The organism is Polyangium sp. y55x31 (assembly GCF_029946505.1).
GTDB lineage: Bacteria > Myxococcota_A > Polyangia > Polyangiales > Polyangiaceae > Polyangium.
The window spans coordinates 94,419-120,828 of the sequence record NZ_JARZHG010000012.1; the positions used below are offsets into that span (position 1 = coordinate 94,419).

The window sequence follows — 26,410 nt, forward strand, 5'->3', positions numbered from 1 at the left end:
CAGACTCGCCGCGCGACGCAGACGCGGCCACGTCCTGAACTGGAGGGAAGGACATGACGACGACGGGCCTGCTCGATCTCGGCGCGACCGAGATCGTCGAACGAAGGACGGGGGAACTCCTCGGCTACGCATTCACCGTGGCGAGCGGCAAGGGACAGCTCCAGCGCTGGCTCTTGTTCCGGCACCCGCAGAACGAGCTCGAAATCCGGCCGCCCGCCGCATCCATGGCAAACTGGTCCCTCGCGGACTGGCAGGCGAACGTGCCCAGCCTGTGGCGACCGAATGGGTTTTACGTATGGGCACAGGCGGACGTGTATCGGCACGGTGAATCGAACACCGACGTGACCTGGACCGTGATCCCGGCCGCCTCGGACCTTCCGAAGCCCACGTTCCCCGAGCGCCCCGGGGGCAACTACCAGCTCGATTACACGGGCAAGGTCATCGACGTGCTTCAGGAAAATTGGCGCGGCCGCGCGTTCGTCGTCCGCGGCTTGACGCAAGAATCGAGCATCGAGTACTGGTCGCTGCCGGCGCGATATCAGCCGGCAGGCAGCACGGGTGCCACGGCCGTCTCGGTCGGCCAGGAGGAAGCTTCCTCGCTCGCTTCGTTCGTCGAGCACTGCAACAGGACGTGGAGCTCCGGCAGCGCGTTCGTCATCACCGGCTGCGTCAACCACCACGCCGCCGCGGCGCCCTTCGCACCCTGACACGGCCCCGTTGCGTCGGCCGCCGCGGGCAAGTACCCTCGGGGTATGTCCGCGGGGGTCGACGCAGCCGCGACGCGCACGGAGAACGAGCCTCTCGAAGAGGCCTCGTTTGCCGAGGTTCGGGCCGAAGAAAAAGCTCCGACGGAGCTCCTCTCCACCGCCCCCGCCGATCTGCCAGAGCCTTCCGAAGCCGCCGACGCGAACGTCGACGAAACGGGACGCGTCCTCGAAGGTCGCTACACCCTCGTCCGGAAAATCGGCGGCGGCGCGCACGGCGACGTCTGGGCTGCCGACGATCGCATCCTCGGCGAGCGCGTCGCGCTCAAGTGGATGCGCGTGGCCCACGGATCCATGCTGGCCCGGATCCGGCGCGAGATCACGACGCTGCGCATGCTGCGTTTTCCCGGCGTGGTGCGGCTCATCGACGACGGCGTCGCCGATGGAAGGCCTTTCCTCGTGATGGAGCTCGTCGAAGGCCGGCCTTTCCCGGGCGCCGATCAGCCCCCCGGCGCGCCTCGTCGCATGGCATGGCAAACCCTCGCGGGTCCGGCGCTCGCGCTCCTGGAAGCCCTCTCGCACGTCCACGCCGCGGGCGTCGTGCACAGGGACCTCAAGCCCGAAAATGTCCTCGTGCGCCCCGACGGGCGCCCCGTCGTGCTCGATTTCGGCATTTCGCAGTTGCAGGCGCCGGGCTCCGAACGCCTGACGGGCGCAGGGCAGCTCGTCGGAACGCCGCTTTATGTCGCGCCCGAGCAGATCCTCGGTCGTAGCGTGGATGCGCGGACGGACCTCTACGCCATCGGCGTGATGCTCTACGAATCGCTCACGTGCCGCGTGCCCCACGAAGCGCCGGACGTCCCTTCGATGTTACGTGCCCGCCTCGTGAAGCCGGCACCACACGTGCAAGAGCTCGCGCCGGATCTGCCTGCCGTCGTGGCTCGGGTCATCGATCGTTTGCTCGCTACACGAGTCGAGGATCGATTCGGCTCTGCTGCGGAGGTGCTGGCAGCGCTTCGAGGCGAATCGATGAACGCTTCCGCGACGCTCCCCTGGCTCGGGAGCCAAAGTACCGTGCACGAAGTCGTCGATGCCGTGCAGGCAGGGCGCTCCGTCGACATCGTCGGCCCGCGCGGCTCGGGACGATCGCGTTACATGCACGAGGCCGCCGATGTGCTCGCGGCCAGAGGTCGGTCTGTTTTGTGGACGCGTCCTTCCCGGGCACCCCTCGGAAGCGTCCTACCCTTTTTGGGGGAACCCCCCGGCGAAGCCGAGCTGCGGCTCGAAGGCGCGCTCGCGTGGGCAAACGACGCGCTGTCGAGGGCGCTCGCCGAACGAGCCGTCCTCTTCGCCGACGACGCAGAGCAACTCGATCCCTGGTCCGCGTCGATCCTCGCCCGACATCGAAAAGGCCCGGGCGTGATCGTCCGCGCCCTCGTCTCGCCGCCTCCCGGGGCGTCGCCTGACGAGATTGTGGAGGTGCCGCCGCTCGACGAAGCCGCGCTCGCGCCACTGTTTGCTGGCCCTGACAAACTCTTTCATTTGCGGGAGGACGCAGCGCGGGCGTTGTGGGAGCGGACCGACGGGCTTCCCGCGCGAATCGAGGCGGAGCTCCTCACGTGGACGCGCCTCGGCCTCGCGCGCCGCGAGGGCTCGCTGTTCGCGGTCGATCGTGACGCCCTGAGCCGGCTTTACGCGGGGCTCGTGGTCATTCCGAGCGCGACCACGACGACGCACGGCCTCGACGACACGCTGCACGCCGAGGAGACGCTACGCTGGCTCTCGCTCGCCGGTCGCCCCATGACCATCCTGCAGCTCGCGCATGTCATGCAATACGCGCCCTGGCGTATCGAGGCAGCGTGTGATTCGCTCGTGACCCTCGGGGCAGCGAGGCGACGCGGGCACGAATGCTTCGAGGGGCGCGGGCGCGTGGATTTGCCCTGGAACGAGCAGCAACGTATCGAAGCGCATCGAGCCATCGCCGCCGTCCTTTTGCCCGGCGACGAGGGACGGCTCCATCACCTGCTCGCCGCGGGGCTCGCCCGAGAGGGCGCGCGAGAAGCAGCCGTCGCCGCGCGGCGATACGCGGTCGAAGGGGATCTGGGCGCCGCGACGGCGGCGCTCGCCGAGGGTCTGCGCGCGGCTCGTGAACAGCGCACCGCGCAAGACGAATTGGAAATTTTGGCCACATGGGCGAAGGTCGCCTTTGCGCAGTACACGCCGCGCGCGCTCGATCGGGTGCTCTACGAGCTCACGCGCGCGCACGCACGCGGCCCGGTGCTCGATCGGCTCGAATCCTTGCTCCGCGCGGCGCTCGCGGCGCCGGGGGCAGGCGGGCTCAATGCCCTCGAAATGGCGGATGACATCGAGCCGTTTCAGGATCCGGAGCTCGAGCGGCGACGGCATCGAATACGCATCACGGCGGTGGCGGCCCGCGCGTCGGCTTCGCTCCTCGCGGAGGTGCTCGAGGAGGTGGAGACATGGGCGGAGGAGAGCGATCATCCGCTCGCCCGGCTCAGCCTCGCCGAGGGGCGCGCGCTCCAGCGATACCACGAGGGTCGTTTTCAGGAAGCCGCGTCGCTCCATGCCCAGGCCGCGACGCTCGAGCCGTGGAAGACGGGGCGCATCTCGTTGACGCTCAACAGCGCTTCCGCATTGCTGGAGGCATTCCGCCACGCCGAGGCCGCCGAGCGCGCCACGGAGGCGCGGGCGCTCGCAGCGCAATGCCGGGACCCCTACTGGGAAGGGCGCGCCGAATGGTTGATTCGCGCTGCGCACTATCGAATGGGAAAACTCCCGGGCCCCGATTTCGAGTTCGTCGACGCCGTCGCCCGGGTGGGCGCGCTGGACCTGGAAGCGCTGGTTTGCCTGAACGAGGCCGCGGCGGCCATGCGCGCGGGGATGCTGGGTGAAGGCGCGGCGCTCGCGAAGCGGGCGGCCTCGGTATGGCACGGGATGGGACGGCCCTTCGCGACGATGCTGGCCCGCGCGCTCGCCATTACGTGCGGCGAGATCCCGGATGCGGGCGAGGTCGAGGCGCTCGCCGAACGGGCGGTGGCATGCAAAGGCCCAGGCCTCGGGATCCAGGCGCTTGGTCTCCTGGGTCGCGTGTTCCCTGCCATGAGAGGTCAATGGCAGCACGCCGTCGAGGGACTCGTGCGGGACATCCCGAGGACGCACTGGGATCGGTGGATGGATGTGCTCTCCGTGAACGAATCGCTGGAGGGAACGGTCGAACGGCCTGGCGAGACGTCATGAGCCGGCGCCGCGCCGAGGCGAGGAGGTCCGTCCCTTTCCTCGCACCGCGTATGCAATGCCGTCCTGCAGCGACGCGAGCGTGCGCACGCCACCGAGATCGGCGCCGAGGTCGACCAGCGCCTGCGCCACGGCGGGCCGGATTCCGGTCATGATCACTTCTGCGCCGAGAAGCTTTGCCGCCCGCGCGGCGCGCACGAGCACCTCGGCCACGTGCGTGTCGACCGTGCTCACGCCGGTCACGTCGACGACCACGATATGCGCCCCGCGGGCCTCCACCCCGCGCAGCATCGTCTCCACGAAATGCGCGGCGCGCACCTCGTCGATGGCCCCGATGAGCGGAATGGCCACGGCCTCGTCCGTGAGCGGGACGAGCGGCGTCCCAATCTCCTGGATGGCCAGGCGCTGCGCCTCGATGACCTGCTCCTGGAGCCGCCGCTGCTCCTGGGCCGCGCGCCTCTGTTCGGTCACGTCGCGCCCATAAACTGCGAGGCGCGCGAGCGATCCATCACCGCTCCGCACCGGATACGCGGTCACCTCGAACCAGCGCTCGTCCCGCGCGGCGTCGAAGCGCGCCGGGGTGCCGCTGCTCCGCACCTCCTCCACCAAAGAGGCGCGACGGGCAGGCTCATCGAGCGGGAACACGTCGCGCATCCCGGCCACCTCCGTCGGGGTGCACCCGAGCCACCCCGCGGCCGCTTGATTGGCCATGATGACCACACCGTCGAGATCCACGAGCAGGAGCAGATCCGTCGAAGCGTCGAGCATGGCCTGCGCGCGCGCCTGGCTCTCGTGCACCCGCTGCTCGGCCCTGCGCTCGGCCGTCACGTTCGTCGCGATGCCACCGATCCAGCGAATGGTCCCCTCGGCGTCGCGGACGGGGAACTTGATGGATTGGTACACCTGGATGCCATTTTCCGACGGACCAGATTCCTCTGCAACGATGGCTTCTCCCTTCGCGGCGACGAGGCGATTGTTTTCCCTCCACGAAGCGAAAACCTCGGGAGGAAAGAACTCTCTTGCGTTGTGCCCGACGATCTCGGAGATTTTGCTGCGGCCCATGAAGGACGCGCAGGCGTGGTTGGTGTGACTGTACGTGTCCTCGAGATCCATCACGAAGATGAGCGCCGGGACGTGGTCGATGACCGTCTGCATGACGCGATCTCGTTGCCGGACGGTCTCCTCGAGCTCGGCCACACGCTTGCGCAGCACATCGTTCTCGAGCGTCAACCTCTCGATGGTTTCCATCTCGTTCGTCATCACGTCTCCCCAGAGGATGAACCTTACCAGGCCTTTCCCTGACGCAACAGAGCGGAAACGTCCCGAGGGTGATTGCGGCAAAGCGGGCCATGTCGACCCGTACACGCGCCAGGTCCTGGTGGACGTGGGGGATGGGCGCGGGTGAGAAATCAGGTGAGCTCGAACGAGGCGTTGTCGAGGGCGCGATTGTTGCCGTGGTCGTTGAGCCGCCGGCGCGCATAAAAATGCCAGCCGTCGGGGCGGCGCCAGCCGACCACGGTGACCACCGTATTGCCCACGTTCTCTCCGGTCCGGAACCCTGTCCCCCGGTACTCGGTGGCCCCGTAGATGACGTTGAGAGGCGCGCCGATGCCACGCAGCTCGATGGCCCGCCGCGCGTACTGGAGGCTGTTGTTCAGCGCATTCAGGTGCTCGACGTTGACCGCGTGCCGGTTGATGCCGTAGGCCGCGAACTGGCAGCCGGTGATGGTATCCGTGAAGAAATAATCCGCGTGATTCGTGAGGATGATGTTGCGCCGCTGGTTGGGCGTCGAGCACAGGTAATACGCCTTGACCGGCGACTCCGAGACGAGCGCGCTGAAGCCGGTCGGCGCCGGCTCGAGGGAGATCGTGTTCGCGTTCAGCCGCCGGAGGTCGAAGTAGCCCACCGAGTGCTGATCGAGCACGTACCTCGTGCCGAGGAGGTTCTGCGAGGAGTTGATGTCCCAGCACTGGTCGAGCACCTGGACAGGATTGGCCTTGAATTGCCCATTGAGACCGCCGCTCATCGAGACACCTCCGTACGCCCCGATGCTATTCCCTCGGGCCGTCGCGCGTCAACTACGCCGCATGTGTGGCACGCGATCCGGCGCTCACGCCTGCACCGTTCGACGGAACATCCGCACGGCCAGCGCGGCGGTGGAGGCCGCCGTCGCCTGCACGACCACGCCCATCCAACCCCATTGCGCCAGCGCCAAACTACCGACCGCGGCGCCCGCGGCCATGCCGATGAACATGCCGGTGAAGAGCAGCGCGTTCAGGCGGCTGCGCGCGCCGGGCTCGATTCCATAAACCAGGGTTTGGTGCGCGACCAGCGTGGCCTGGACGCCGAAATCGAAACCAATCGCGGCGACGACGATGAGGCCCAATTGCGCCGCGGCCGGCAGCAGGGGTGAAAGCGCCATGGTCGCGAACGATACCGCGGTCAATCCCGCGCCGAGGCGCGTGACGAGCTCCGGTCCACGTCGGTCGGCCAAACGCCCGGCCAGCGGTGCGGCCAGCGCGCCGGCCGCGCCGGCCAGCCCGAAAGCACCGGCGGCAGCGCTGCCCAGGTGGAAGGTGCCGTGCAGCATGACCGCGAGCGTCGACCAGAAGGCACCAAAGCCGAACGCCAGCAATCCCTGTGCGAGCGTCGCCTGGCGCAATGCCGGGTAACGGCGCCACAACGCAACCAGCGAACCCATCAACGCGCGGTAATCGAGCTGGGTCGTGGGGTGAAAGCGCGGCAAACCCCGCCAGGCGACCACGCCGATCAGCGCAATGCTCGCCGAGGCGGCGACGTACACGGCGCGCCAGCCATGATGCTCGGCCACGAAGCCGCTGACCACGCGCGATAGCAGGATCCCGAGGAGCAACCCGGTCATGACCGTGCCCACGACCTTTCCGCGCTGCGATTCCGGCGCCAGGGTCGCGGCGGCCGGCACGATGTCCTGCGCCAGCGTCGCCATGAGCCCGACGGCCAGGCTGGCCCCGAGCAACCACGCAATCCCCGGGGCGAAGCCGCAAACCAGCAGCGAAAGCGAAAGCAACGCCGCCTTGACCAGAATGATGCTCCGCCGGTCATAGCGGTCGCCGAGCGGGGCGAGCAGCAGGATCCCCAGGGCATACCCGAGCTGCGTCGCCGTGGGCACCAGGCCCACCAGCCGGTCGCCGGCCTGGAGGTCTGGACCGAGCACCCCCAGCATCGGCTGGCTGTAATAGAGCGACGCGACGCTCAGCCCGGCGCCGCTGGCGAGCAGAAGCACCAGCGAACGTGAGAGCCCGGGCTGGCTGGGAATGGCGGCGACATGCGTTACCTGAATAGCGGACATGGGGGACGCCTCTTCGGTTGACGGTGGAGCCATCGTACGAGCCGTCTCGAAGACGTGGTAGGTGCCTCCTGCGTAGACTTGATATACGCTCCACGCATGACCAACCCAGACATGACCGGCATGGACCGGATCGGCCTGATGCAGACCTTCGTGCGCATCGTCGAGGCCGGCAGCCTCTCGGCCGCGGCCGCGCAACTGGGGACCAGCCAGCCCACCGTGAGCCGGCGCCTGCAGGCGCTCGAGCGCGCCCTGGGCCTCAAGCTGCTGCAACGCTCGACGCATGCCATGAAGCTCACCGACGATGGCGCGCGCTGCTTCGCGCACGCCAAGACGCTCCTCGATAGCTGGCAGGCGATGACCGCCGACCTGCGCGGGGCCAAGGACGCGCCGGAGGGCCATCTACGGGTCCTGGTTCCGCACGCATTCGGGCAGGACCGGCTGATCGCGCCGCTGCTCACGTACCTGAAGCATCATCCGCAGGTCACGGTCGAATGGCTGCTCCACGATCGGCGCCCCGATTTCATCGCCGAGGGCATCGACTGCGCCGTGCAGGTCGGCGCGGTGGACGATCCCTCCGTCGTGGCCGTTCGGTTGGCCGAGGTGCCGCGCATCGTGGTGGCCGCCCCGGCATTGTTCCGCAAACGGCCATTTCCGCGGGAGCCCGATGATCTCGCGGCGCTGCCGTGGCTCGCGCTCCAGACCTATTATCGCAACGAAGTGGCGCTGACGCGAAAGGCCGACGGCGTCACCCGACGCTTCGCGATCCGGCCCCGCCTGAGCACCGATAGCCTGTATGCGTTGCGCAATGCGATCCTGGCGGGGCTCGGGGCCGGAATCGTCTCCGCGTGGATGGTGAACGACGATCTGGAGCAGGGACGACTTCTGCACCTGGCACCCGATTGGGAAGCGCCGCGGCTGCCTGTACACCTGGTTTATCCTTACGCGCGGTTTTACCCGGCCCGACTGCGCGTGTTCCTGGAGGCCATGCGCGAGGCGGTGCCGACCATCGCCGGATAGATGGCTCTGCATGCGGCCGCGGCGGACCCGCCTCATCCGCATCAACACCCCCTTCGAACTGGGCATACGCAGGCGCTTTTGACCGCTCCGCAGATCTGCGTGCACCGATTGGCAAGTGGAGCCGGACTCGGCTAACCTGCCGGTCCCATCGGCGGGCGCTGCGCACGCACGGCAGAGGCCCGCTCGAGACGCCCACCGGAACCCAGAGCGCATGACGCCCGTCATTCATTTTTACAGCGTCCAAGATGCCTACGGCGAGTTCTCCAACTTCGCGCCCTACCCCATCCTCCTGGACAAGAAACGCTGGCCGACGTCGGAGCATTATTTTCAGGCCCAGAAGTTTCTCGACCCCAAAGTGCAGGAACGCATTCGCGGCGCATCCACGCCGATGCTGGCTGCGCGCCTTGGGCGTGACCGAAAACAACGACTTCGCGCCGACTGGGAATCCGTGAAGGTTTCCGTGATGCGTCGGGCCGTGGAAGCGAAGTTTCGACAACATGGCGACCTGGCCGTGCTTCTCCTCTCCACCGCTGACGCCAACATCGTCGAGCACACCGACGCCGACGCATTCTGGGGAGACGGTGGCGACGGCTCGGGCAGGAACATGCTCGGACGTATCCTCATGGACGTTCGTACGATTTTGCAGACGGAACGACGGAAGTAAGCCCCCGCTCTCTTCAGCGTTTGCGGTAGTAAATTCCGGATTTTGATCGACATCACCCTTGACTTCACGAATCCATTTAGGCCCACTATCCACATACGCCTGCCCACTGACCGACGCTCGTCCGGAACGACCCCTCACAGAAGGAACACAGGATGAAGCGACCCCTGACTCATCCATTCGCTCCTGCTCGTGCCGCAGCGCTCGCGCTCCTCGTCGTGCTCACCGGCTGCTCCAGCGGCGAGAACAAGGACGCCTCCTCCTCGGGCTCGACGACCCCGCCTCCGTCGAACGGCAACAACGATCCGCCGCCGCCCGTCGTCGAGGGCGCCAATTGCGACAACGGGGAGTTCGAGGTCCGCTCCATCGGGACGACCGAGCTCGAAGGCGAGACCTACAAAGTCGTCATCGCCACGCCGTGCGAGTACGTCCTGTCCCACGTTCAGGGAAAGAAAAATTTTCCCGTCGAGGAGCGCGAGACGTTCTACGTGGCCGACAGCCATTTCGAGATCCCGTACATCCCCGGCGTCATGGACAACGTCGCTTATACGCCCGGCGAGAAGAACAAGGGATGGGCGACCGGCATGGATGTCGAGGCCGAGGTGAAGAAGCTCGGCGCGCTTCCCGTCCTCTACCACGTCATTCCTGGGTACGAATACGGCTACTTCACCGAGTACGACGACGATCTCGGCGACATCTTCGGCGCATTCCGGCCCACCTGGCGGTTCGTCAAGAATGGAAACGACGTCAGCCTGCTCTTCTTCGCGCCGCCCGACACCGAATGGCCGCGCCACCGCGGTGGATGGAATCCGCGGGAGATCAACCAGGAGATCGGCTTCGGCTTCCTCGTCGACACCGACGGCAAGGTCTACGTCCCGAAGGGCGTCCCGCTCGGGCGACAGGAATGGAACGACGAGCTGCGCTGCGTCGTCATCAACAAGGCAAAGCAGCCCGTGCCGGTGACGCGCACGCAGTTCCCCGGCGACGAGTCCTACTACATGGCCGAGACCCTCATGCCGGGATACGCGAGCATCAGCTCGCCGGGGCACCTCTACTGGGGCCACAAGGGCAAACGCATGATCGACGTCGCCAAGTGGGACGGCACCTTGCCCGGCAATTTCGACAAACCGTTCATCTGGGGCTGCAGCCCCGACGGCTACAACGTCGGCCACGCCGAGGGCTTCACCTGGCCGGAGCTCCGCGAGAAGATGCGCGACGAATACCTGGCCGGCAACATCGATGCGATCCCCAAGGAAAACCTCTATCGCATCAAGGTGTACCGGAAGGACGATGCGAACGGCGCCGCCGAGCTCCAGGGCGAGCTCTTCTACGAGTGGGACGGCGACGAGTGGCTCCCCCGCGCCACGGGCGACAAGCTCATCACGATCGACGAGGCCCGGTCGACGTACCGCATCAGCGGGCACCTGGGCGACGGCCAGCGCGCATTCATCGTGATCGAAGATCTCTGATCGCGGCGGACAGCAAGCTCGTCGCAACCATGCTCGGTGTCAATCGCCGCGCAGCGCGAACATGCTAAATCAGCGAACGTGATTCGACGTTTCAATCACGCCATCGCCTCCAAAGGGAAAATTCCATGATGACGAAGCTCTCTCGGCTGTTCGTGCACGCTGCTCTCGCGATCCTCGCATGCGCCTGCGGAAGCGCGGGCGGTGACGGAACGGGGGGCCAAGGGGGCACCGGGGGAAGCGGCGGGAGCGGCTCGTCGTCGTCGTCGACGATGGGCGCGGGCCCGGGTCCAGGCTCCGGCGGAGGCGGAGGCCTGGGCCCGCACCCCACGGAGCCGAGCACACCCACGCGCGGCGGGACGATGACCTTCACCAATGTCGGCGCGCCCGGATGGTGGCCGCGTCGTATCGATCGCGAGGCGGGCGATCCGGCCTGTACCTACAAGGACGGGACGGATACCTGGGGCGGGCATTGCTGCATGAAAGAGCAGCACACGACGAGCACCACGCTCGCGCCCTTCGACGAGGAAATGACCCTCATCATGAAGGCCATCCGCCTGAAGCAGCTCGCCGTCTATCAGCCTGCCGAAGGCGCGTCTTCCTGGTCGATGGTCTCCTCCTGGGACGCGCAGAGCGGCCACGGATCGAACCTCGTCGTCACCGAAGGGCAGATGACGTCCTCCGACTTCACGGGCGACCTCACCAAGAAGGATTGCGTGAACTACTTCATGCAAGAAGCGCAGTTTCCGTGTGGGGACGGGAAGGATTATTATTGCCCCAATGATCCGGGCATCAACCACCTCGGCTGGTCAGGCTCGAAGCTCATCGTCTTCCTCGCCTCGATGATGTTCGACGACGCGGACGTGAAGAAATGCGACGGTGATGGGCAAGGCCACCCGGGCCCGTGGGTCGCGTTCGTCGCGTCCGAGCTGATCCGCGACGGCGGCCGCAAGTGGAACGGGCTCTGCAATTGTTACTCGAAGACGGGCTCGGTCGGCGACGGCTGCGGCGAGATCAACGTCTTCGAGGTCGTGCTCGACAACAATCAATACTCTAACCGCGAATTCATGAGCACCGGCGTGCGCTCGTACCAGGCCGGTCACGTCGGCGGCAACGTCTGCGGGGAGGGCTGCGATCGCGACGCCTTCGCCGACGATGTCGAGGTCGTCGACGCCTGCGCGAAAAAGGCCTACACGAGCGGCCCCGAGATCGAAGCCGGCGGCGGCGCGGACGGCTGCCCCGTGTGGCGACGCCCCATCGGCGATCGGTATTTCATGATTCTCCTCGACGAGAAGCAGCGGGAAATCCAGGTCGCGGTCATCCACCCCGACAAGATCCCCGCCCAAGCCGCCGAGATGCTCCCGACGCTCCCCGGCGCCCTGTCCCGCGATACGATCGACGCGCTTCTCTCGATGCGCTTGCCCGAGTGATCGATACCCAAACGGAGGCGACATGCCCATGATCCATGACACACGGAATCGTTGGTTGACGGGCGCGGCAGCCATGGCAGCGCTCGTCGTATTGGCCTCGTGCGGCTCGAGCGAGCCATCACAGGGCTCGGGCAGCGGCGGCACCGGCGCGTCGACGGGCGAGGGTGCGAGCTCCGGCGGGACTGGCGGCACCGGCGGGACTGGCGGCACCGGCGGGGACGGCGGAACCGGCGGGGATGGCGGAGCCGGCGGAACCGGCGGCGGACCGCCGAACCATCCCACCGGCTGCAAGCGCGGTGTCGCTTATGGTTACCATTCGAAGGCGGACATGCAGGTGCTCTCGCCGGCGGTATCGTGGTGGTACAACTGGGCGCACGTGCCGGACGAGGGCGTGAAGCCCGACATCTACAAGATGCTCGGCGTCGAATACGTTCCCATGGTGTGGGGCGGCGGCGGGCTCGACAGCAATCGCGCCGCGGAGATCGCCGCCGAGATCCCCGACGGGGTGAACTTTTTGCTCGGCTTCAACGAGCCGAATTTCGGCGAGCAGGCCAATATGTCGGCGGCCCAAGCCGCAGCGCTCTGGCCCCACGTGGAGGCGATTGCCGACGCGCGTGGCCTCGCGCTGGTATCACCCGCCGTGAACTTCTGCGGAGGATCGTGCCAGGAGACGGATCCGTTCAAATACCTCGACGAGTTTTTCGCCGCGTGCGAGGGGTGCCGCGTCGATTACATCGGCATCCACATCTACACGGCCTGCCAGGGCGACGGGAACAACAAGGCCCGGTGGCTCATCAACCACATCGAGACCTACAAGACGCGGTTCGACAAGCCGTTCTGGCTGACCGAATTCGCCTGCGACAATGCAGGCTCGCTCGCCGAGCAAAGAGACTTCATGGTCGACGCGCTCGAGTACCTGGAGAACGAGCCGCGCATCGCGCGATACGCGTGGTTCTCCGGTCGCCCCGACAACGTGGCGAATGCGAGCCTGCTGGGAGCCGACGGCGTGCTGACGGAGCTCGGCCAGGCGTACGTGGACGCGCCTCAGAAACCCTGCAACTGATTCAGCGTTCGTCCTGCGTCATTTGCAGCTCACGGTGACGCCCGCGCCCGTCACCCGGGCGGTCCAGTACACGTGCGCGGCATCCACCGCCACGTCGAACGCACTGATCCTCGGACCACGCGCCACATCGGCCACGTCGCCGCCCTCCTTGGGTACACGAATGACGCCACGTTCGGCGTCCGAGCCGCCATCCTTGCCGCGCAGCGTGACATAAACGTTCTCGCCGTCGAGCGCGAGGCTCACGGGATCGGCGAGGTCCTTGGCCAGCACGATCGGCGTGCCGCCGGCCTTCGGGGCCTTCATCAGCGTGCCGGCCGAGGGTTCGACCCAGTAGACGTTTGTCCCGTCCACCTCGAGCTCGTGGGAAAAATAGTGGTATGCGACGGGGGTGGGAGGCGCGATCTCTTCGATCTCGCCTCCTGCCTTGGGCACGCGCACGGTGCGGCCCGATAGATCCTCCACATTGCCGATGGTGCGCACGTAGACGTACGCGTCGTCGACCGCGATGGAGTCCGGGTTCGAAATCGACGCGAGGGATTCGATCTTGGACATGTCCTTGGGTGTCCGGAAGAGGCCTGCCACGGAGGTGAAATACACGCTGTCCTCATCCACCGCGACCGCGCTGATCGCGTCCTGCGCGAGGACCAACGTCGCGCCGCCGTCCTTGTTCACCCGTACGAGCTTCTCGGCGTAATCCACGACGTACAGCGCCTCGTCATCCATCGCCAGCGTGTACGCCGACTTGAAATCCTGCGCGAGGCGCTCTGGCGAGGCGCCGCCCGGGTCCGCTCGCCATACCGAGCCGTCGCGGGTCCAGTAGACGCCGCTCGCATCCGCGACGATACCGTTTACCGCGTTCTCCTCCACGTCCTCGTTGAATGTAACCAGAGGGCATCCACCGGGGCCGTAGTCCGTATCCGATGGCTCATTCGTTGCTGGGGCCGGGTCGCTGCACCCGGCGACGAACAGGGTCACCAACATCCACGAAATGGTACGCATTTTTTCCTCCTGGAAGAAAGCGGGCCGGCACCCTGCACGCAACGTGCCACCGCTTCTTCCTCGGGAAATAGGGTCCAACTATGAATGGTTGTTCACGACGGTGTGTGCGAAAGGGTCATTCCGGCACGCAAAGGAAGCCTGCTTCTCACACCATCGCGCAGAAATCCCACCCTTCTCGCAGCATGCGCGCCAGAAAGCGCAGCCAATAATCATCGGGAAGATCCTCTTCGGCGTAGGATGCCAGCGCCGTCCGAAGCCTGACGCACTTACGGCGTGCATCCGCCAGCGGGAGGTCGCGCTCCAGTTCCACGTCCTCGTAGAATGGCCAGTGCTCGGGCGGAATGCCGAGGTGCCGCGCGGCACATTCTCTCAGCTCGCGGATCGAGCTCCAGGACATGTTGGTCGAATCGATCGGCGCGCCCGAGATTTCCATGGTCCCATCGCCGGCATCCATCAAATGCAATCCTTTGCCGATGATCAGCGTGGCACCCATGGCCGCGCAGCGTATCGACGTGGGGTCGACGCGACAAGGCTCTCGACGCTTCGGTCCGCCTGCGGCCCGTACCGATCGTTCTGTCGTGAGCTTGCCGGGTCGCTGGCGTTTCGCCTTCGGGCTCCTATCCTTCGCGCATGGTTCCTCTTTCCGTTCTCGACCTCTCGCCCATCGTGCAAGGCGGCAGCGCGTCCCAGGCCCTCCACAACACACTGGACCTCGCTCGGCACGTGGAACGCTGGGGATATCGACGCTTCTGGCTGGCCGAGCACCACAACATGCCCGGCATCGCCAGCGCGGCGACCGCGGTCGTGATGGGCCACGTGGCCTCGGGTACATCGACCATTCGCGTCGGCGCGGGCGGCATCATGCTGCCAAACCATGCGCCGCTCGTGATCGCCGAGCAGTTCGGCACGCTCGAAGCGCTTTACCCCGGCCGCATCGAACTCGGCCTCGGCCGGGCGCCGGGCACGGATCAGGTCACCGCCCGCGCGCTCCGGCGCACCCTCGAAAGCGACCCCGACGCCTTCCCGCAGGACGTCGTGGAGCTGATGGCTTATTTTCGGGAGCCCGAACCGGGGCAAAGGGTGCGAGCCGTCCCGGGAATGGGGCTCCACGTGCCGATCTGGATCCTCGGTTCGAGCCTCTTCGGCGCACAGCTCGCGGCCGCGCTCGGCCTGCCCTACGCGTTCGCCTCCCATTTCGCGCCGGCCGCCATGATGCAGGCCATCCAGGTGTATCGGAGCCGATTCAAGCCCTCGGAGCAGCTCGACCGGCCCTACGTCATGCTGGGCCTGAACGTCTTCGCGGCTCCCACCGACGAGGAGGCGCGTTTCTTGATGACCTCGCTCCAGCAATCGTTTTTGCAGTTGCGGACCGGCAACCCGGGCCCGCTGCCGCCGCCGGTCGAATTTTTCGAGCGCCGGCTCTCCCCTGCGGAGCACGTGATGCTCGATCAAGCCTTGTCGTGCTCGGTGGTCGGTTCGCCGGAAGCGGTTCGGAAGGGACTACGCGCATTCGTGGACCGCACCGGGGCGGACGAGCTCATGGTGACGTCGCACGTGTACGATCACGCGGCGCGGCTGCGTTCGTTCGAGATTGCGGCAGAGGCGCGGGACGAGCTCGCCCGCGCGGACGCCTGACGTTCTCAAAAGGTGCCGACGTCGCCGAGCAGCGAGCCATTCTCGGTCAGGTACACATGGCCCCGAGGCGTCGACGCGCCCGTCTCCCAGCGCGATTCGACGACGAGCTCGAAGGAGTTGCTGCACCTCGAGCAACTGTCCCCCGACATACCGCCGGGATACACATCGGGGAACGGGTTCGTATCGAAGGAGAAGGCCAAACGGAGATCCGCGGCCCCGTCGTCGCCCCGATAAAGCGCCCCGCGTTGCTCATGATCGAGAATACCGTCGGCGCTCGATAGCTGCCCGAGCACGAGGACCTGCAAATACTGGTCAGCGCATTCGCTGGTGCGATCGATGTGCTGCACCACCGGCGAGCTCTCGGTGTCGGCCGCGAGGGACCAGCTCACGGCGCTCTTCGTGCCGTTGGCCCACGCCACTTCGAAGGTCCCGGACCCGCCCGTCGCGTCGATGGCCTCCTGGCCGCTCACGCCGAGGGGCGTCGGGTCGGTCAAACCATGCTCGACGCGCGGTTCCCCTCCCGACATTGCCGGCAAGGAATCGCAGGGATCGGCGCCGATCTCCCCCGTCTGTCCCCCGGTGCTCGTGCACCCCATGAGCAGCCCCACCAAAGCCCAGCAAGCAAGTCGTGCGTTCATCGAAGCCTCCTTCGCCCTCCACTTGCCGCAGCCGAGGGACCGGCGCAAGCGCTGCATAGCGCACAAACGCATTATCTATCGTGCCGATCTGCTATCCTGTGTGCATATATGCGATACAAGAAGGCGCACTACGACGAAATCGCAAAGGATTTCTGCCGAGCGCTCCGCGGCCGGCGCTCGCAGCGGCAACTGAGCGGCCGGCTCGGGTACGGCACGAACGTCGCCTTCGGCTGGGAGTCCGGGCGGCGGTTTCCCACGCTCCCCACCCTGCTACGCGTCGCGGCATACAACGGCGTCGACGTCCATCGCGCGCTCGCGGAGTTCGTCCGCCAAGAACCGGCCCTCGGCGCGGGCGTCGCCGTCTCCGACCCGGCTCTCACGGCCACGTTCTTTCAGATCATCAAGGGGGGCTTGAGCAACGCCGAGATCGGCTCTCGAATCGGGCGCAGCGCGTCCCAGGTATCACGCTTCATGGCGGGCACGTCCCAGCCGCGGCTCCCCGACGTGCTCGCCATCGTCGACGCGACCACCGACCGGCTCCTCGATTTTCTCGCCCTTTTCGTCCCCCCGAACGAGTTGCCCTCGGTGGCGCGTGATTTCCTTGTGCTGGAGGAGCGCCGTCGCATTGCGACCGAGCTGCCCTGGTCGCACGCCGTCCTGCGCGTCCTCGAGCTCGCCAGTTATGATGCCCTCCCCGGCCATGACGACGCCTGGGTCGCCGCGCGCCTCGGGCTCGCGGAGGACGAGGTGCGCGCGTGCCTCGAAGCCTTATCGCGGGCGGGCCTTTTGCAATGGTGCGGCGCGCGGTACGTCGCCACGGCCGAGACGGTCGACATGACCCGAGGCCCCGCCGAGCCACGACAACGATTGAAAGCGCACTGGCTCGACGTCGCCGCGCGCCGGCAGCGTCGCGGCGACCCGGGCCTTTATTCGTACAATTTGATCAGCGTCGCGCGCCGTGACCTCGAACGACTGCGGGCTTTGCACGTGCGATATTTCCACGAGCTTCGCCAGATCGTATCGGACTCGCGCGAGCCCGATTGCGTCGCGCTGGTGGCGATGCAGCTCCTCGAGCTCGGCGCGTGAGGCATACAGGCGACATGGGCGGCGCCGGCGGCCGCCCATGTGTTTCATCCGGCCGCCTTCGTCAGTAATGATCCCCCTTCTTCGTCACGCCGAAGGGGATGAGCTGCGAGGTTTTTCCGTTGATCGTCGTCCCGCCGGCCTGGATGTGCCGCGCCAGTTCGATGAAATCGGCCGGGAAGTTCAGCGTCGGCTTGGTGGCTGCATCGAGCGCCGCCGTTTGCTCCGGCGTGAGCTTCAGCTCGAGCGCCTTCAGGTTGTCGTCGAGCTGCGCCAAGGTGCGCGCGCCGATGATCGTAGACGCCACCGTCGGGCGGGCCTGCACCCAGGCGAGGGCGACGCGGGCGACGGTGGTATCGAGCTCCTTGGCGATCCGTTCGAGCTCGTCGATCACCACGTAGCTCTTCTCGTCGAGGTAGGTCGTGGCCCACGGACGCGACTCCGGCTTGAGGCCGTTCTTCCGCGTGTATTTGCCGCTCAGGATCCCGCTCCTCAAGGGGGACCACGGCGTCACGCCCAATCCGAACTCCTCGGCCATGGGGAGGAGCTCCCCTTCGACCGTGCGCTCGAGGAGCGAGTATTCGATCTGCAGCCCGATGAACGGCGACCACCCACGGAAATGGGCGAGGACCTGGGCCTGCGCCACCTTCCACGCGGGGGTATCGGACACGCCGATGTAGCGGACCTTCCCCGCCCGGATGAGATCGTGGAGCGCCGCCATCGTCTCCTCGATTGGCGTCAGCGTGTCCCAGTTGTGCAGCCAGTAAAGATCGATGTAGTCGGTGCGCAGCCGGCGGAGCGACTGCTCGCAGGCGGCGATGATCGACTTCCGGTTCGAGCCGCCGCCGTTGGGATCACCGACGTACAGGTTCGCGCTGAACTTCGTGGCGATCACCAGCCGGTCGCGCTTGTCCCGGTCGTGGGCGATGTGATCACCGATGATCTTCTCCGAATGGCCCTTCGTATAAAGGTTCGCCGTGTCGATGAAGTTGCCCCCGAGCTCGATGTAGCGGTCGAGGATGGCTTCGGAGTCCTTGACACTGCTCCCCCAGCCGAGGTCTTCTCCGAACGTCATGGCGCCGAGGCAGAAGGGGCTCACCCGCAGACCGGAGCGACCAAGCGTGACATAATGATCGAGCGGCATCGCATCTCCTCCCAGAATAGTTCCGTGTCAGAACAGTTCCGCTTCCGAACAGTTCAAGGTTGAACTACTAATAACGCCGCCCGTACCGTTGTCAAGCGGGAAGCAGGAGAACATGGGAAAACCTTCACCCGGGGAGCTCTGGACGCTGAACTTCGAGCTGACCACGGGGGTCATGGCCGAGGTGGAGCCCGAGGTGCGCGAGCAGGGGCTCGAGATGAAGGAGTTTTTCCTTCTCGGAAAGCTCGACGACCATCCCTACCCGGCCGACCTCGCGCGCGCGCTGATCACGCCCAAGCCGACGATCACCTTCATGGTGAAGCGGCTGGAGTCGGTCGGGTTCGTGCAGCGCCAGACGGAGGCGGACGACCTGCGGCGGTTTCGCCTGACGCTCACCCCGTCCGGGCGCAAGGCGATGGAAGCAGCCCGCGCGATCCTCGACGATGCCTTCGGGCGAAGGCTCGCACGGCTCTCGGCGAGCGAACGCGCCGAACTCGCGCGGCTCCTCGGGCTCTTGGCGGAGAAGCAGGCTCCTCGACGCTGATGGCGCGGGCCGCGCGCGCCTCGCATCAAAGCGCTCGAAGCATTGCGGCCGGCCAAACCGTGGCTGCATGCGCGCAGGGAATGATGTACACCCACGCATGATTGCTGTGCGCCTCCGCTCCCTCGCGGCGATTGCCCTGGGTGCCCTGTTCCCGTCGCTCGGCTGCTCGCCTGCTTTGCCGAGCCCCCGCCCGGACGTCGAAACGACGAACGCCCCCCGCCCAGCGCCTCGCTGGGGGATTGCCATTCATGGAGGCGCGGGCGTCCTGGATCGCGCCTCACTCTCGCCCGAACGCGAGGCCGAGACGCGCGCGGTCCTCGCGGCGTCGCTCGAAGCGGGGCACGGGATCCTCGCGAAGGGGGGCAGCAGCCTCGACGCCGTCACGGCGGCCATTCGTATCCTCGAAGATTCGCCCCTCTTCAATGCCGGCAAGGGCGCGGTCTTCACGCACGAGGGCACGAACGAGCTCGACGCGGCTCTCATGAATGGCCACACGCGCGAGGCAGGCGCGGTGGCCGGGCTGCGCCACGTGCGAAACCCCATCACGCTCGCGCGATCCGTGATGGAGAAGTCACCTCACGTGATGATGATCGGCGAGGGCGCCGAACGTTTCGCCGAGCAAGAGGGGCTCGAGCTCGTGCCGGAGCGTTATTTTTACACGGAGGAGCGCTGGCAGGCGCTCCAGCGGGCCCTCGCGGCCGAGAAAAAGGCGCCTCCGCCGCAGGGCAAGCCGCAGGGCTTCTGGGAGAGCCCCGCGGGGCGTGATCACAAATTCGGCACCGTAGGCGCGGTGGCGCTCGATCAGGCGGGTCACCTCGCGGCGGGGACGTCGACGGGCGGGATGACGAACAAGCGGTTCGGGCGCGTCGGGGATTCGCCGATCATCGGAGCGGGGACCTACGCGGACGAGGGCTGCGCGGTGTCGGCGACGGGGCACGGGGAATATTTCATTCGATACACGGTGGCCCGCGACGTGTGCGCGCGGGTCGATTATGCAGGAATGACGATCGGGGCGGCAGCGGATCGGGTGGTGATGGACATTCTGGTGAAGGCCGGAGGCGAGGGGGGCCTCATCGCCATGGACGCACAGGGAAACGTGGCCATGCCGTTCAATTCGAAGGGGATGTACCGCGGATACATGGGGGCGGACGGGATCACGTCCGTGTCGATCTTCCGGGATCGGTGAGACGCGGCCCGCGGCCGAGCGCCCCCGGCCGCCATGTGCGGCGCCGCGTGACGGCGCGTGATTCGTGCCTAGACTGCTCTCCATGAGGCTTGTCGGACAGATCCACGTGACGCTCCGGGGCGAGGTTATCCATCGGGAGCCGAGTTTCTGGGAGAAAATCAAGCAACGGCTCGGCGGCTCGCCCGACCTCGCCACGGACCGCGTGCGCGTGGCGTTCGAGGCGAGCTCGCTCGTCGATGCGATCAAGCGCGCGCTCGTGAGCTTGGGATTCGACAACGCCGTGTCGCTCGTGGTCGACGACACCGTCGTTTTCCAGGACACGGACAGCAAGGCGGGCGATTTGCCGGATCTCATGCTCGCGATGTCCGAGCACACGTCGCTGTTCGGCAGTGGATTCCGGGAGCTCAGGCTGGCGCTCGAGCACGAGGAGGCCGGCTTGCACCTGCTCGTGGAGACGCGGGCATTCACCGAGCACCACGCGGGAGAACCTTCGGCGTACGTCTCGATCGGCGGCCGGCTCACGGAGCTCGAACCGCGGCGCGGCGAGTCCGCGGAGGACTACCGAAATCGTGTCACGCCGCTCGTCGCGGACAGCACGCGCCTCGACGGCGCGCGGCTCCAGTTCGAATCGTTCGTGGCGCGCCTCGAGGGCGCCTTGCGGGCCACGATGCCCGAGGCGATCATCTCGCAAAAGCGCGCCGAGGCGCTCGTCGTGCGGCCGTCTCGTGAGCCGGCGCAGGAGACGAAGCTCGAACCTTCGAACCCTGCTTACGACCCGTACGCGCGGTATTACCCGAGCCCGATGGGGATGATGCTCGACGTCATGCTGATCTCGTCGTTCATGCACATGATGCATGCGCCGATGATCCACGTGGTGAACCCGTCGGGAACGCCCGTCGGGTCGGCCGCGGACGTCTCGCAGAACCCGGGGCTCGCGGAGGCCGGCTCCGCAGATTCGGGCGACGGCGAGGACGTCGACCACGGCGATTTCGGAGGCGACGACGTCGGAGGTGACGACTTCGGAGGCGACGACTTCGGAGGTGACGACTTCGGCGGGGATTACGGCGGGTTCGACTGATTCCCCGGGGCACGATCCCCGTCCCTCCCCTGCACGCTCACCAAAACCGCCCGCCACCTCCCCATCCCACCGCCAGAGCGCTGACACCTCGTGATGCTGGAAGTTGGCGAGCGCGCAGGAGTGGTGTCTACTCCGTGCGTCGCAGCACCACCCGCTTCGAGCCCGAGCCCCGTATGCGCACGTCCTCTCGTTTCTTTTCGTCATTCCTCGCGGCGAGCCTGTTCGTCCTCGGGTGTGCCCACCACCCGCCCCCTCCACCGCCGCAGGAACCCGTGGAGTTCGCGGCCGAGATCGAGCAGGCCGAGAAGCTCGGCGCGAGCCTCCATGCGGTGGACGATGCCTCGGCGGTGGCCACCGACGTGCTCCTCGCGGCGGGCGTACTTCCGCGAGACGAGCGCGTGCGCGGTTGGGTCACGCGGCGGGAGGGCGACGGGTTCCGGGTGGAATTCCTCGGCGAGCTCCCCGAGGGGCTCCGGGTTCTGCACGTCGTGTCCCTCGGCAAAGACGTACGAAAGGAGCCGCGATTCGAATCCCTGGAGCCTCCACGTCCGCCCGATGCGACGAGCCAGGCCATGTTCCTGGCCCGCCGAACCGCGGCGCGCTCGAGCTTCCGCGCATGCTCGAATCGATACAACGCGGTGGTGCTTCCCGGTGAGCTCGCCGGGAAATCCGGCTGGCTCGTCTACCTCCTGGCCGCGACCACGGACGCCTCGGAGCGGGTGATTGGCGGCCATCATCGCGTGCTCGTCTCGGAGGATGGAACCCAGGTGCGCGAGAGCTTCGCGCTCTCGCAAGCGTGCATGACCGTGCGGGAGGAACGCGGGGGGGACAAACGCGCGGCGGCGCTCGTGGTCGATCACCTCGCCACGCCCGCCCCCACGGAGGCCCACGTCTTCGTGAGCCTGCTCTATGGGATGCCGCTCGTCGTCAAGACGACGCGGGGGCTGTGGAGCGTGGAGGGAACACGGATCACGCATATCGGAATCGTCAATTGAGCCGGTCCCGGTGAGGCGTGAGCCGATGAATCGAAAGATCGCCGAGAGAGGCGCATATCGCCCGAGAATACGCCGCCGCCCAGCCTGCGGCCCTTTGTGGACGGCACGATGATCGTGCGTTGCGTGATCACCGGGGAGGGAGCGGTCGAGGGCTGTCGCGCCTCGAAGACCCTGCCCTACATGGAAAAGGACGTCGCCCGCGCGCTCGAAGCGAGCCGATACACGCCCGTCGAGCTCGCTGGTCGTCCCCTGCGAGTCGACGACATGTTCGTGCTCGAATTCGTACTTCCCTAGGATGAGCTTGGTCGTCTCAAGGAGCCTCGCCCGGGCCCTACTCGGCCGTATGGGTATGGCAATTGCTGCACGAGAACCCGTTCGGGGCGGTCGTGGGGTCATACTTTTCGACCTGGAGCAGGTCGGCCATGCGAGGCCAGACCTGCTCCCCCATGAACTGGGCCCACCGCATGTGCTCCGGATCCTTGATGTATTCGAGGAACGCTTCCTCGGACGGGGGTAGGGGGGCGATCTGCGGGCTCGGCATCGCGTAGGTGCCGTCGATGGCGCCATTGCCGTGGCAAGTCGTGCAGGCCATGGTCTCGAACTTGGGGTCGAACGCGACGAAGATCTCCTTCATCTCGGGCATGACGACGTCGTTCATGAAGACGACGCGCTCTGCGAAGCTCATGTCCTCGTATGCGAGCGGCTCCGCGGCGGGTTCATTGTCCTCTCCACCACATGCGGCGACGAACAGACACACGGCCATCGAGATGCGCTTCATGTTCATGTCTCTTCTCCCTCGACCGGGCGGCAAGCCCTGACGCTGCCTTCACGACGAACGAGGGGTCGCGAGATCGACACGGCGGCGACTTTTTTTCGACGTCCCTCCAAGTGCTCGAAAGAATTGGACTCTACCCGCGCGCTTTGTCAGCCGCGCCCCATCGCGAACGCGATGCCGCTCTGGAGCGTACCGCGCACCACGAGCCCATCGAGCCCCAAGTCCAGGTCGACGAGCGCCCGCGCCACCTCGGGCCGGATGCCCGTGAGGACGACCTGTGCGCCGAGCAGCTTCCACGCGCTCGCCTGGCGTAATGCGTCGATCGTCCGTTGCTGCTCGGCGATCTGTCGCTCGAGATCCGCAATACGCTGTCGCAACGGATCACCGTGGAACTCCTGGGCTCCGTCCGAGGCGCCATCCAGAGAGGACATACGGACAAAGTACCGGGAATTCCGCCCAGGGGCAATGTAATCGTCGCGACTGGAACGTTCGCGCAGGAAGCGCTCGCCACAACAATCTCACCACCGCTTCGATTGACGAGTTGTCGCGCTCGTGTGCGAGAAGATACGTGGTCATCCGAAAGCGTAGAATCCAGGGTGCAAATTTTCGACTGCTTTCGCGAACGCCTTCGGGACAGCCTCCCTTGCATTGAAGGCTGCAATCTCGGCTGCCCTCGCAATCCCCCTCCCTGGCTGGGAAAAACGGCGCGCTTCGCGGGCGCCACGCTCTTGCCCGAGGCGCAGCCATTGTGAGATCGCGCACGCCACAAGCGTGCACCTATGGAGTGCACGGACACGGGCACGGCGGGGCTTTTGCAGGGGCTGGATGAGCTGGAGCTCGAGGACGAACACCCCCCGCCCGAACGCGGGCTCCCCCACACCACGCCGCAAGAGGCAAGCCGGCGAGCAACCCTCGAGTGGGCACAAGTCAGCCAAAAAAATCAAGGGCGCAGCAAAAATCAGCGCTGCTCTCTGTACCCGCGCGGCTTCAAGGTGTGGTACATGATGACGAGTTATGCACGGTCGCATCAGTAACTTTCTTCGGATTTTGCTCTCGCTCTCGGTGGTGGGGGCCGCGGCAGGCTGCGAAGTGGGGGGAGAGTTCCCCGTCGGCGAAGACGCCGGCGCCAGCAGCAGTAGCAGTAGCGGCGCAGGAGGGGGTGATCCCGGGCCCTGCGGGGTGGACTGTTCGGCGATCGAGACACCCCAGTGCACGGTCGCGGTGTGCAACACCGGGCAGGTGATCGGCCCGCTGAACACCTGCATCGTGGTCCCCGCGCCAAAGGGAACCTCGTGCGACGACGGGAAGTTCTGCACCACGAACGACACCTGCGACGAGGGCGCCTGCATCGGCGGAGGTACGAACCACTGCGGGATCGTGCCTTCTCCCTGTTCGTCGGTCATTTGCTACGAGGACTCGAAGTCCTGCGACGTCACGCCGGTGAACGACGGCACCCCGTGCACCCCGACCGACCTCTGCCAGACGAACGGCATATGCAAGATCGGTGAGTGCATCGGCGAGCCCAAGGACTGCACGTTCTCGCCGCTGAACGAGTGCAACTCGGTGTCGTGTGATCCGGCCACGGGCAAGTGCGTCGGAAAACCCGACTTCACCAAGGACAACACCCCGTGCGTGCTCACCGGAGACCTTTGCAACGTCAACCGGCGATGCTCGTCCGGGCAATGCGTGGGCGGCGTACCCGTGGATTGCACGGCGCTCGACGTCGGCTGCCAGCGCGGTGAGTGCAACCCCGCGAACGGCCTCTGCGGTCCTCGGCCCGCGCCGGTCGGTACGCCCTGCGCGGAGGGCATCACCGAGTGCCAGGTGGGCGCCTGCGACGTGAAAGGCGTGTGCATCGGGACGCTCGCGCCCGACGGCAGCGACTGCAACGACTACAACGCCTGCACGAGCGACGACAAATGCATGGCCGGCGCTTGCGCGGCCGGCGATGCGGTCACGAGCTGCTCGGCGTACCTCCACGAAGACTTCGAGGTTTGCTCGAACGGCTGGACCTTCGGCGGGGATTGGGAATGCGGCACGCCCGAGAACGTCGGTCCGCCCGCGGCCCACATCGGCAGCGGTTGCATCGGCACGCAGATCGACGGCCTGTACCACGTGAACCAGCTCTTCAGCAGCGCGGTCGCGGATTCGCCGCCCATCAACCTGGCCGGCGCGACGAGCCCGCAGCTTTCCTTCTGGGCGTGGGACCACACCGAGGGCGGCACCTTCGACGGCTGGAACCTGAAAATCAGCATCGACGGCGGGCAGAGCTTCACGCAGGTCACGACGGTGACCCCGGCCTACAATCTGAGCCTCGTCGGCCAGCCCGCCTGGGGTGGGAATCACTCGGCGGAAGGCTGGCAGAACTACGCGGCGAATCTGAGCGCCTACGCCGGAAAATCGGTCATCCTGCGCTTCGCCTTCCGCAGCGACGCCGCCACGGTTTACCCGGGCGTATACATCGACGACGTCGTCGTCGCCGAGCCGCCGCAGATCCCGCTCTACATCACCACGACATCGCCGCTCACGGATGTGTATGCGGGAATGGCTTACTCGGCGCAGATCACCAAGGTCGGCGGCTCGAGCGACGTGGAGTGGAGCATCAAGGCGGGCGGTCAGAACACGGGCTGGCTGACGATCGATCCGACGACCGGCTTGCTCTCTGGCACGCCGTCGGCGGCGGAGTCGGGGCCGGTGAGCGTCACCGTGCACGTCGAGGAAAAGACGTTGCCCTCGAATTACGCGGAAAAGACGTTCATCTTCACGGTCAAGCCGAACGCGTACTACACGAGCTTCGAGGGCCCCTGCCCGGACGGCTGGACGCTGACCGGCGATTGGCAATGCGGTGTCCCCACGAACGTGGGCCCCGCGACCGCGTATCTGGGGGCGCAGTGCCTCGCCACGCAGATCGGCGCTCTTTACAGCGTGAGCCAGACGTGGGCGGATACGACCGCCACCTCCCCCGAGATCGACCTCACCGGCTCGGCGAGCCCGAAGCTCACGTTCCGGATGTGGATCGATACCGAGGGCTCGCAGTTCGATGGCGCCAACCTGAAAATCAGCACCGACGGCGGGATGACCTATACCGTCGTCAACAGCGTCGTGCCCGCATACCCGCTGACCATCGACGGCCAGCCCGCCTGGGGTGGTCACCTCGCCGCGCTCGGCTGGCAGCTCGTGCAGGCCGATCTCTCGGCCTATGCGGGTCAGGTCGTTCGCCTGCGCTTCGCTTTCCGGAGTGACCCTTCCCAGGTCTGGCCCGGCGTCTACATCGACGATATCTTTGTCGAGTGAGGAGCAGCCCATGAGCCGCACTTCAAAGACCCATCAGCTTGTTTTCGTATCCCTCACCCTGGCCAGCCTCGCCGTCGCGTGGGCAGGCTGCGCCACGTCCAATACAAACGAGCCCAC

Annotated in this window: 24 protein-coding genes; 15 read left to right on the forward strand and 9 right to left on the reverse strand. The window is 66.5% G+C overall.

All coding sequences use genetic code 11. The annotated features are described in order from the left end of the window. Positions 1-53: 53 nt before the first annotated feature. Together QHF84_RS21865 and QHF84_RS21870 are read left to right on the forward strand one after the other, a co-directional pair. On the forward strand, positions 54-707 hold the full coding sequence (locus tag QHF84_RS21865; protein WP_281315298.1) for a hypothetical protein: 654 nt from the start codon (positions 54-56) through the stop codon (positions 705-707). A 45-nt stretch (positions 708-752) separates the two neighbouring features. After that, positions 753-3,962, forward strand: a complete 3,210-nt coding sequence (locus tag QHF84_RS21870) for a serine/threonine-protein kinase (RefSeq protein ID WP_281315299.1) — start codon at positions 753-755, stop codon at positions 3,960-3,962. On the opposite strand, the gene QHF84_RS21875 is transcribed toward QHF84_RS21870, so the two are convergent. From QHF84_RS21875 to QHF84_RS21885, 3 genes are all read right to left on the reverse strand, one after another. Continuing rightward, complete coding sequence (locus tag QHF84_RS21875) at positions 3,957-5,219, reverse strand: PAS domain-containing protein (protein ID WP_281315300.1); 1,263 nt, start codon at positions 5,217-5,219, stop codon at positions 3,957-3,959. The genes QHF84_RS21870 and QHF84_RS21875 overlap by 6 nt on opposite strands. 149 nt (positions 5,220-5,368) lie before the next feature. After that, positions 5,369-5,986, reverse strand: coding sequence for a hypothetical protein (locus QHF84_RS21880; protein ID WP_281315301.1), 618 nt, complete (start codon positions 5,984-5,986; stop codon positions 5,369-5,371). 84 nt (positions 5,987-6,070) lie between these two features. Then, positions 6,071-7,288 carry an MFS transporter gene (locus tag QHF84_RS21885; RefSeq protein ID WP_281315302.1) on the reverse strand — a complete coding sequence of 406 codons (1,218 nt, stop codon included), beginning with the start codon at positions 7,286-7,288 and terminating at the stop codon, positions 6,071-6,073. Positions 7,289-7,384: 96 nt separating this feature from the next. On the opposite strand from QHF84_RS21885, the gene QHF84_RS21890 reads away from it, so the two are divergent. The 5 genes from QHF84_RS21890 (at position 7,385) to QHF84_RS21910 (ending at position 12,925) form a co-directional block, all read left to right on the forward strand. Continuing rightward, complete coding sequence (locus QHF84_RS21890) at positions 7,385-8,305, forward strand: LysR family transcriptional regulator (RefSeq protein WP_281315303.1); 921 nt, start codon at positions 7,385-7,387, stop codon at positions 8,303-8,305. A gap of 211 nt (positions 8,306-8,516) precedes the next feature. Continuing rightward, positions 8,517-8,969, forward strand: a complete 453-nt coding sequence (locus tag QHF84_RS21895) for an NADAR family protein (RefSeq protein ID WP_281315304.1) — start codon at positions 8,517-8,519, stop codon at positions 8,967-8,969. A 152-nt stretch (positions 8,970-9,121) separates the two neighbouring features. Next, the gene (locus QHF84_RS21900) at positions 9,122-10,435 is read left to right on the forward strand and encodes a hypothetical protein (RefSeq protein WP_281315305.1); all 1,314 of its coding nucleotides are present in this window, start codon (positions 9,122-9,124) and stop codon (positions 10,433-10,435) included. 128 nt (positions 10,436-10,563) lie between these two features. Then, positions 10,564-11,862, forward strand: coding sequence for a DUF2403 domain-containing lipoprotein (locus QHF84_RS21905; RefSeq protein WP_281315457.1), 1,299 nt, complete (start codon positions 10,564-10,566; stop codon positions 11,860-11,862). A 73-nt stretch (positions 11,863-11,935) separates the two neighbouring features. Then, on the forward strand, positions 11,936-12,925 hold the full coding sequence (locus QHF84_RS21910) for a glycoside hydrolase family protein (RefSeq protein ID WP_281315306.1): 990 nt from the start codon (positions 11,936-11,938) through the stop codon (positions 12,923-12,925). An 18-nt stretch (positions 12,926-12,943) separates the two neighbouring features. On the opposite strand, the gene QHF84_RS21915 is transcribed toward QHF84_RS21910, so the two are convergent. Both QHF84_RS21915 and QHF84_RS21920 read right to left on the reverse strand, forming a co-directional pair. Continuing rightward, entirely contained in the window at positions 12,944-13,792 is an 849-nt protein-coding gene (locus tag QHF84_RS21915) for a DUF5050 domain-containing protein (RefSeq protein WP_281315307.1), read from the reverse strand. Positions 13,793-14,069: 277 nt separating this feature from the next. Next, complete coding sequence (locus QHF84_RS21920; RefSeq protein WP_281315308.1) at positions 14,070-14,417, reverse strand: hypothetical protein; 348 nt, start codon at positions 14,415-14,417, stop codon at positions 14,070-14,072. Positions 14,418-14,554: 137 nt separating this feature from the next. Between QHF84_RS21920 and QHF84_RS21925 the strand changes: the two genes are divergently transcribed. Further along, a complete protein-coding gene (locus QHF84_RS21925; RefSeq protein ID WP_281315309.1) occupies positions 14,555-15,559 on the forward strand; it encodes an LLM class flavin-dependent oxidoreductase in 1,005 nt (334 codons plus the stop codon). A gap of 5 nt (positions 15,560-15,564) precedes the next feature. Here the strand turns inward: QHF84_RS21925 and QHF84_RS21930 are convergent, their stop codons facing one another. Next, on the reverse strand, positions 15,565-16,197 hold the full coding sequence (locus QHF84_RS21930) for a hypothetical protein (protein WP_281315310.1): 633 nt from the start codon (positions 16,195-16,197) through the stop codon (positions 15,565-15,567). Positions 16,198-16,305: 108 nt separating this feature from the next. On the opposite strand from QHF84_RS21930, the gene QHF84_RS21935 reads away from it, so the two are divergent. After that, entirely contained in the window at positions 16,306-17,283 is a 978-nt protein-coding gene (locus QHF84_RS21935) for a DUF4423 domain-containing protein (RefSeq protein WP_281315311.1), read from the forward strand. Positions 17,284-17,344: 61 nt separating this feature from the next. On the opposite strand, the gene QHF84_RS21940 is transcribed toward QHF84_RS21935, so the two are convergent. Continuing rightward, positions 17,345-18,424: an aldo/keto reductase gene (locus tag QHF84_RS21940; RefSeq protein WP_281315312.1), complete on the reverse strand. Its 1,080-nt coding sequence runs from the start codon at positions 18,422-18,424 to the stop codon at positions 17,345-17,347. 112 nt (positions 18,425-18,536) lie between these two features. Here QHF84_RS21940 and QHF84_RS21945 point away from each other — a divergent pair, with 112 nt between their 5' ends. From QHF84_RS21945 to QHF84_RS21965, 5 genes are all read left to right on the forward strand, one after another. Continuing rightward, positions 18,537-18,965 carry a MarR family transcriptional regulator gene (locus QHF84_RS21945; protein WP_281315313.1) on the forward strand — a complete coding sequence of 143 codons (429 nt, stop codon included), beginning with the start codon at positions 18,537-18,539 and terminating at the stop codon, positions 18,963-18,965. Between the two features lie 97 nt (positions 18,966-19,062). Continuing rightward, positions 19,063-20,151: an isoaspartyl peptidase/L-asparaginase gene (locus QHF84_RS21950; RefSeq protein ID WP_281315314.1), complete on the forward strand. Its 1,089-nt coding sequence runs from the start codon at positions 19,063-19,065 to the stop codon at positions 20,149-20,151. 82 nt (positions 20,152-20,233) lie between these two features. Further along, entirely contained in the window at positions 20,234-21,229 is a 996-nt protein-coding gene (locus QHF84_RS21955; protein ID WP_281315315.1) for a hypothetical protein, read from the forward strand. A gap of 173 nt (positions 21,230-21,402) precedes the next feature. Continuing rightward, positions 21,403-22,224: a hypothetical protein gene (locus tag QHF84_RS21960; protein ID WP_281315316.1), complete on the forward strand. Its 822-nt coding sequence runs from the start codon at positions 21,403-21,405 to the stop codon at positions 22,222-22,224. A gap of 108 nt (positions 22,225-22,332) precedes the next feature. After that, positions 22,333-22,518 carry a hypothetical protein gene (locus QHF84_RS21965; RefSeq protein ID WP_281315317.1) on the forward strand — a complete coding sequence of 62 codons (186 nt, stop codon included), beginning with the start codon at positions 22,333-22,335 and terminating at the stop codon, positions 22,516-22,518. 37 nt (positions 22,519-22,555) lie between these two features. On the opposite strand, the gene QHF84_RS21970 is transcribed toward QHF84_RS21965, so the two are convergent. Further along, on the reverse strand, positions 22,556-23,008 hold the full coding sequence (locus QHF84_RS21970; RefSeq protein ID WP_281315318.1) for a hypothetical protein: 453 nt from the start codon (positions 23,006-23,008) through the stop codon (positions 22,556-22,558). A gap of 140 nt (positions 23,009-23,148) precedes the next feature. After that, positions 23,149-23,430, reverse strand: coding sequence for a hypothetical protein (locus QHF84_RS21975; RefSeq protein WP_281315319.1), 282 nt, complete (start codon positions 23,428-23,430; stop codon positions 23,149-23,151). A gap of 583 nt (positions 23,431-24,013) precedes the next feature. Between QHF84_RS21975 and QHF84_RS21980 the strand changes: the two genes are divergently transcribed. Beyond that, entirely contained in the window at positions 24,014-26,293 is a 2,280-nt protein-coding gene (locus QHF84_RS21980) for a choice-of-anchor J domain-containing protein (RefSeq protein WP_281315320.1), read from the forward strand. Positions 26,294-26,410: the final 117 nt, after the last annotated feature.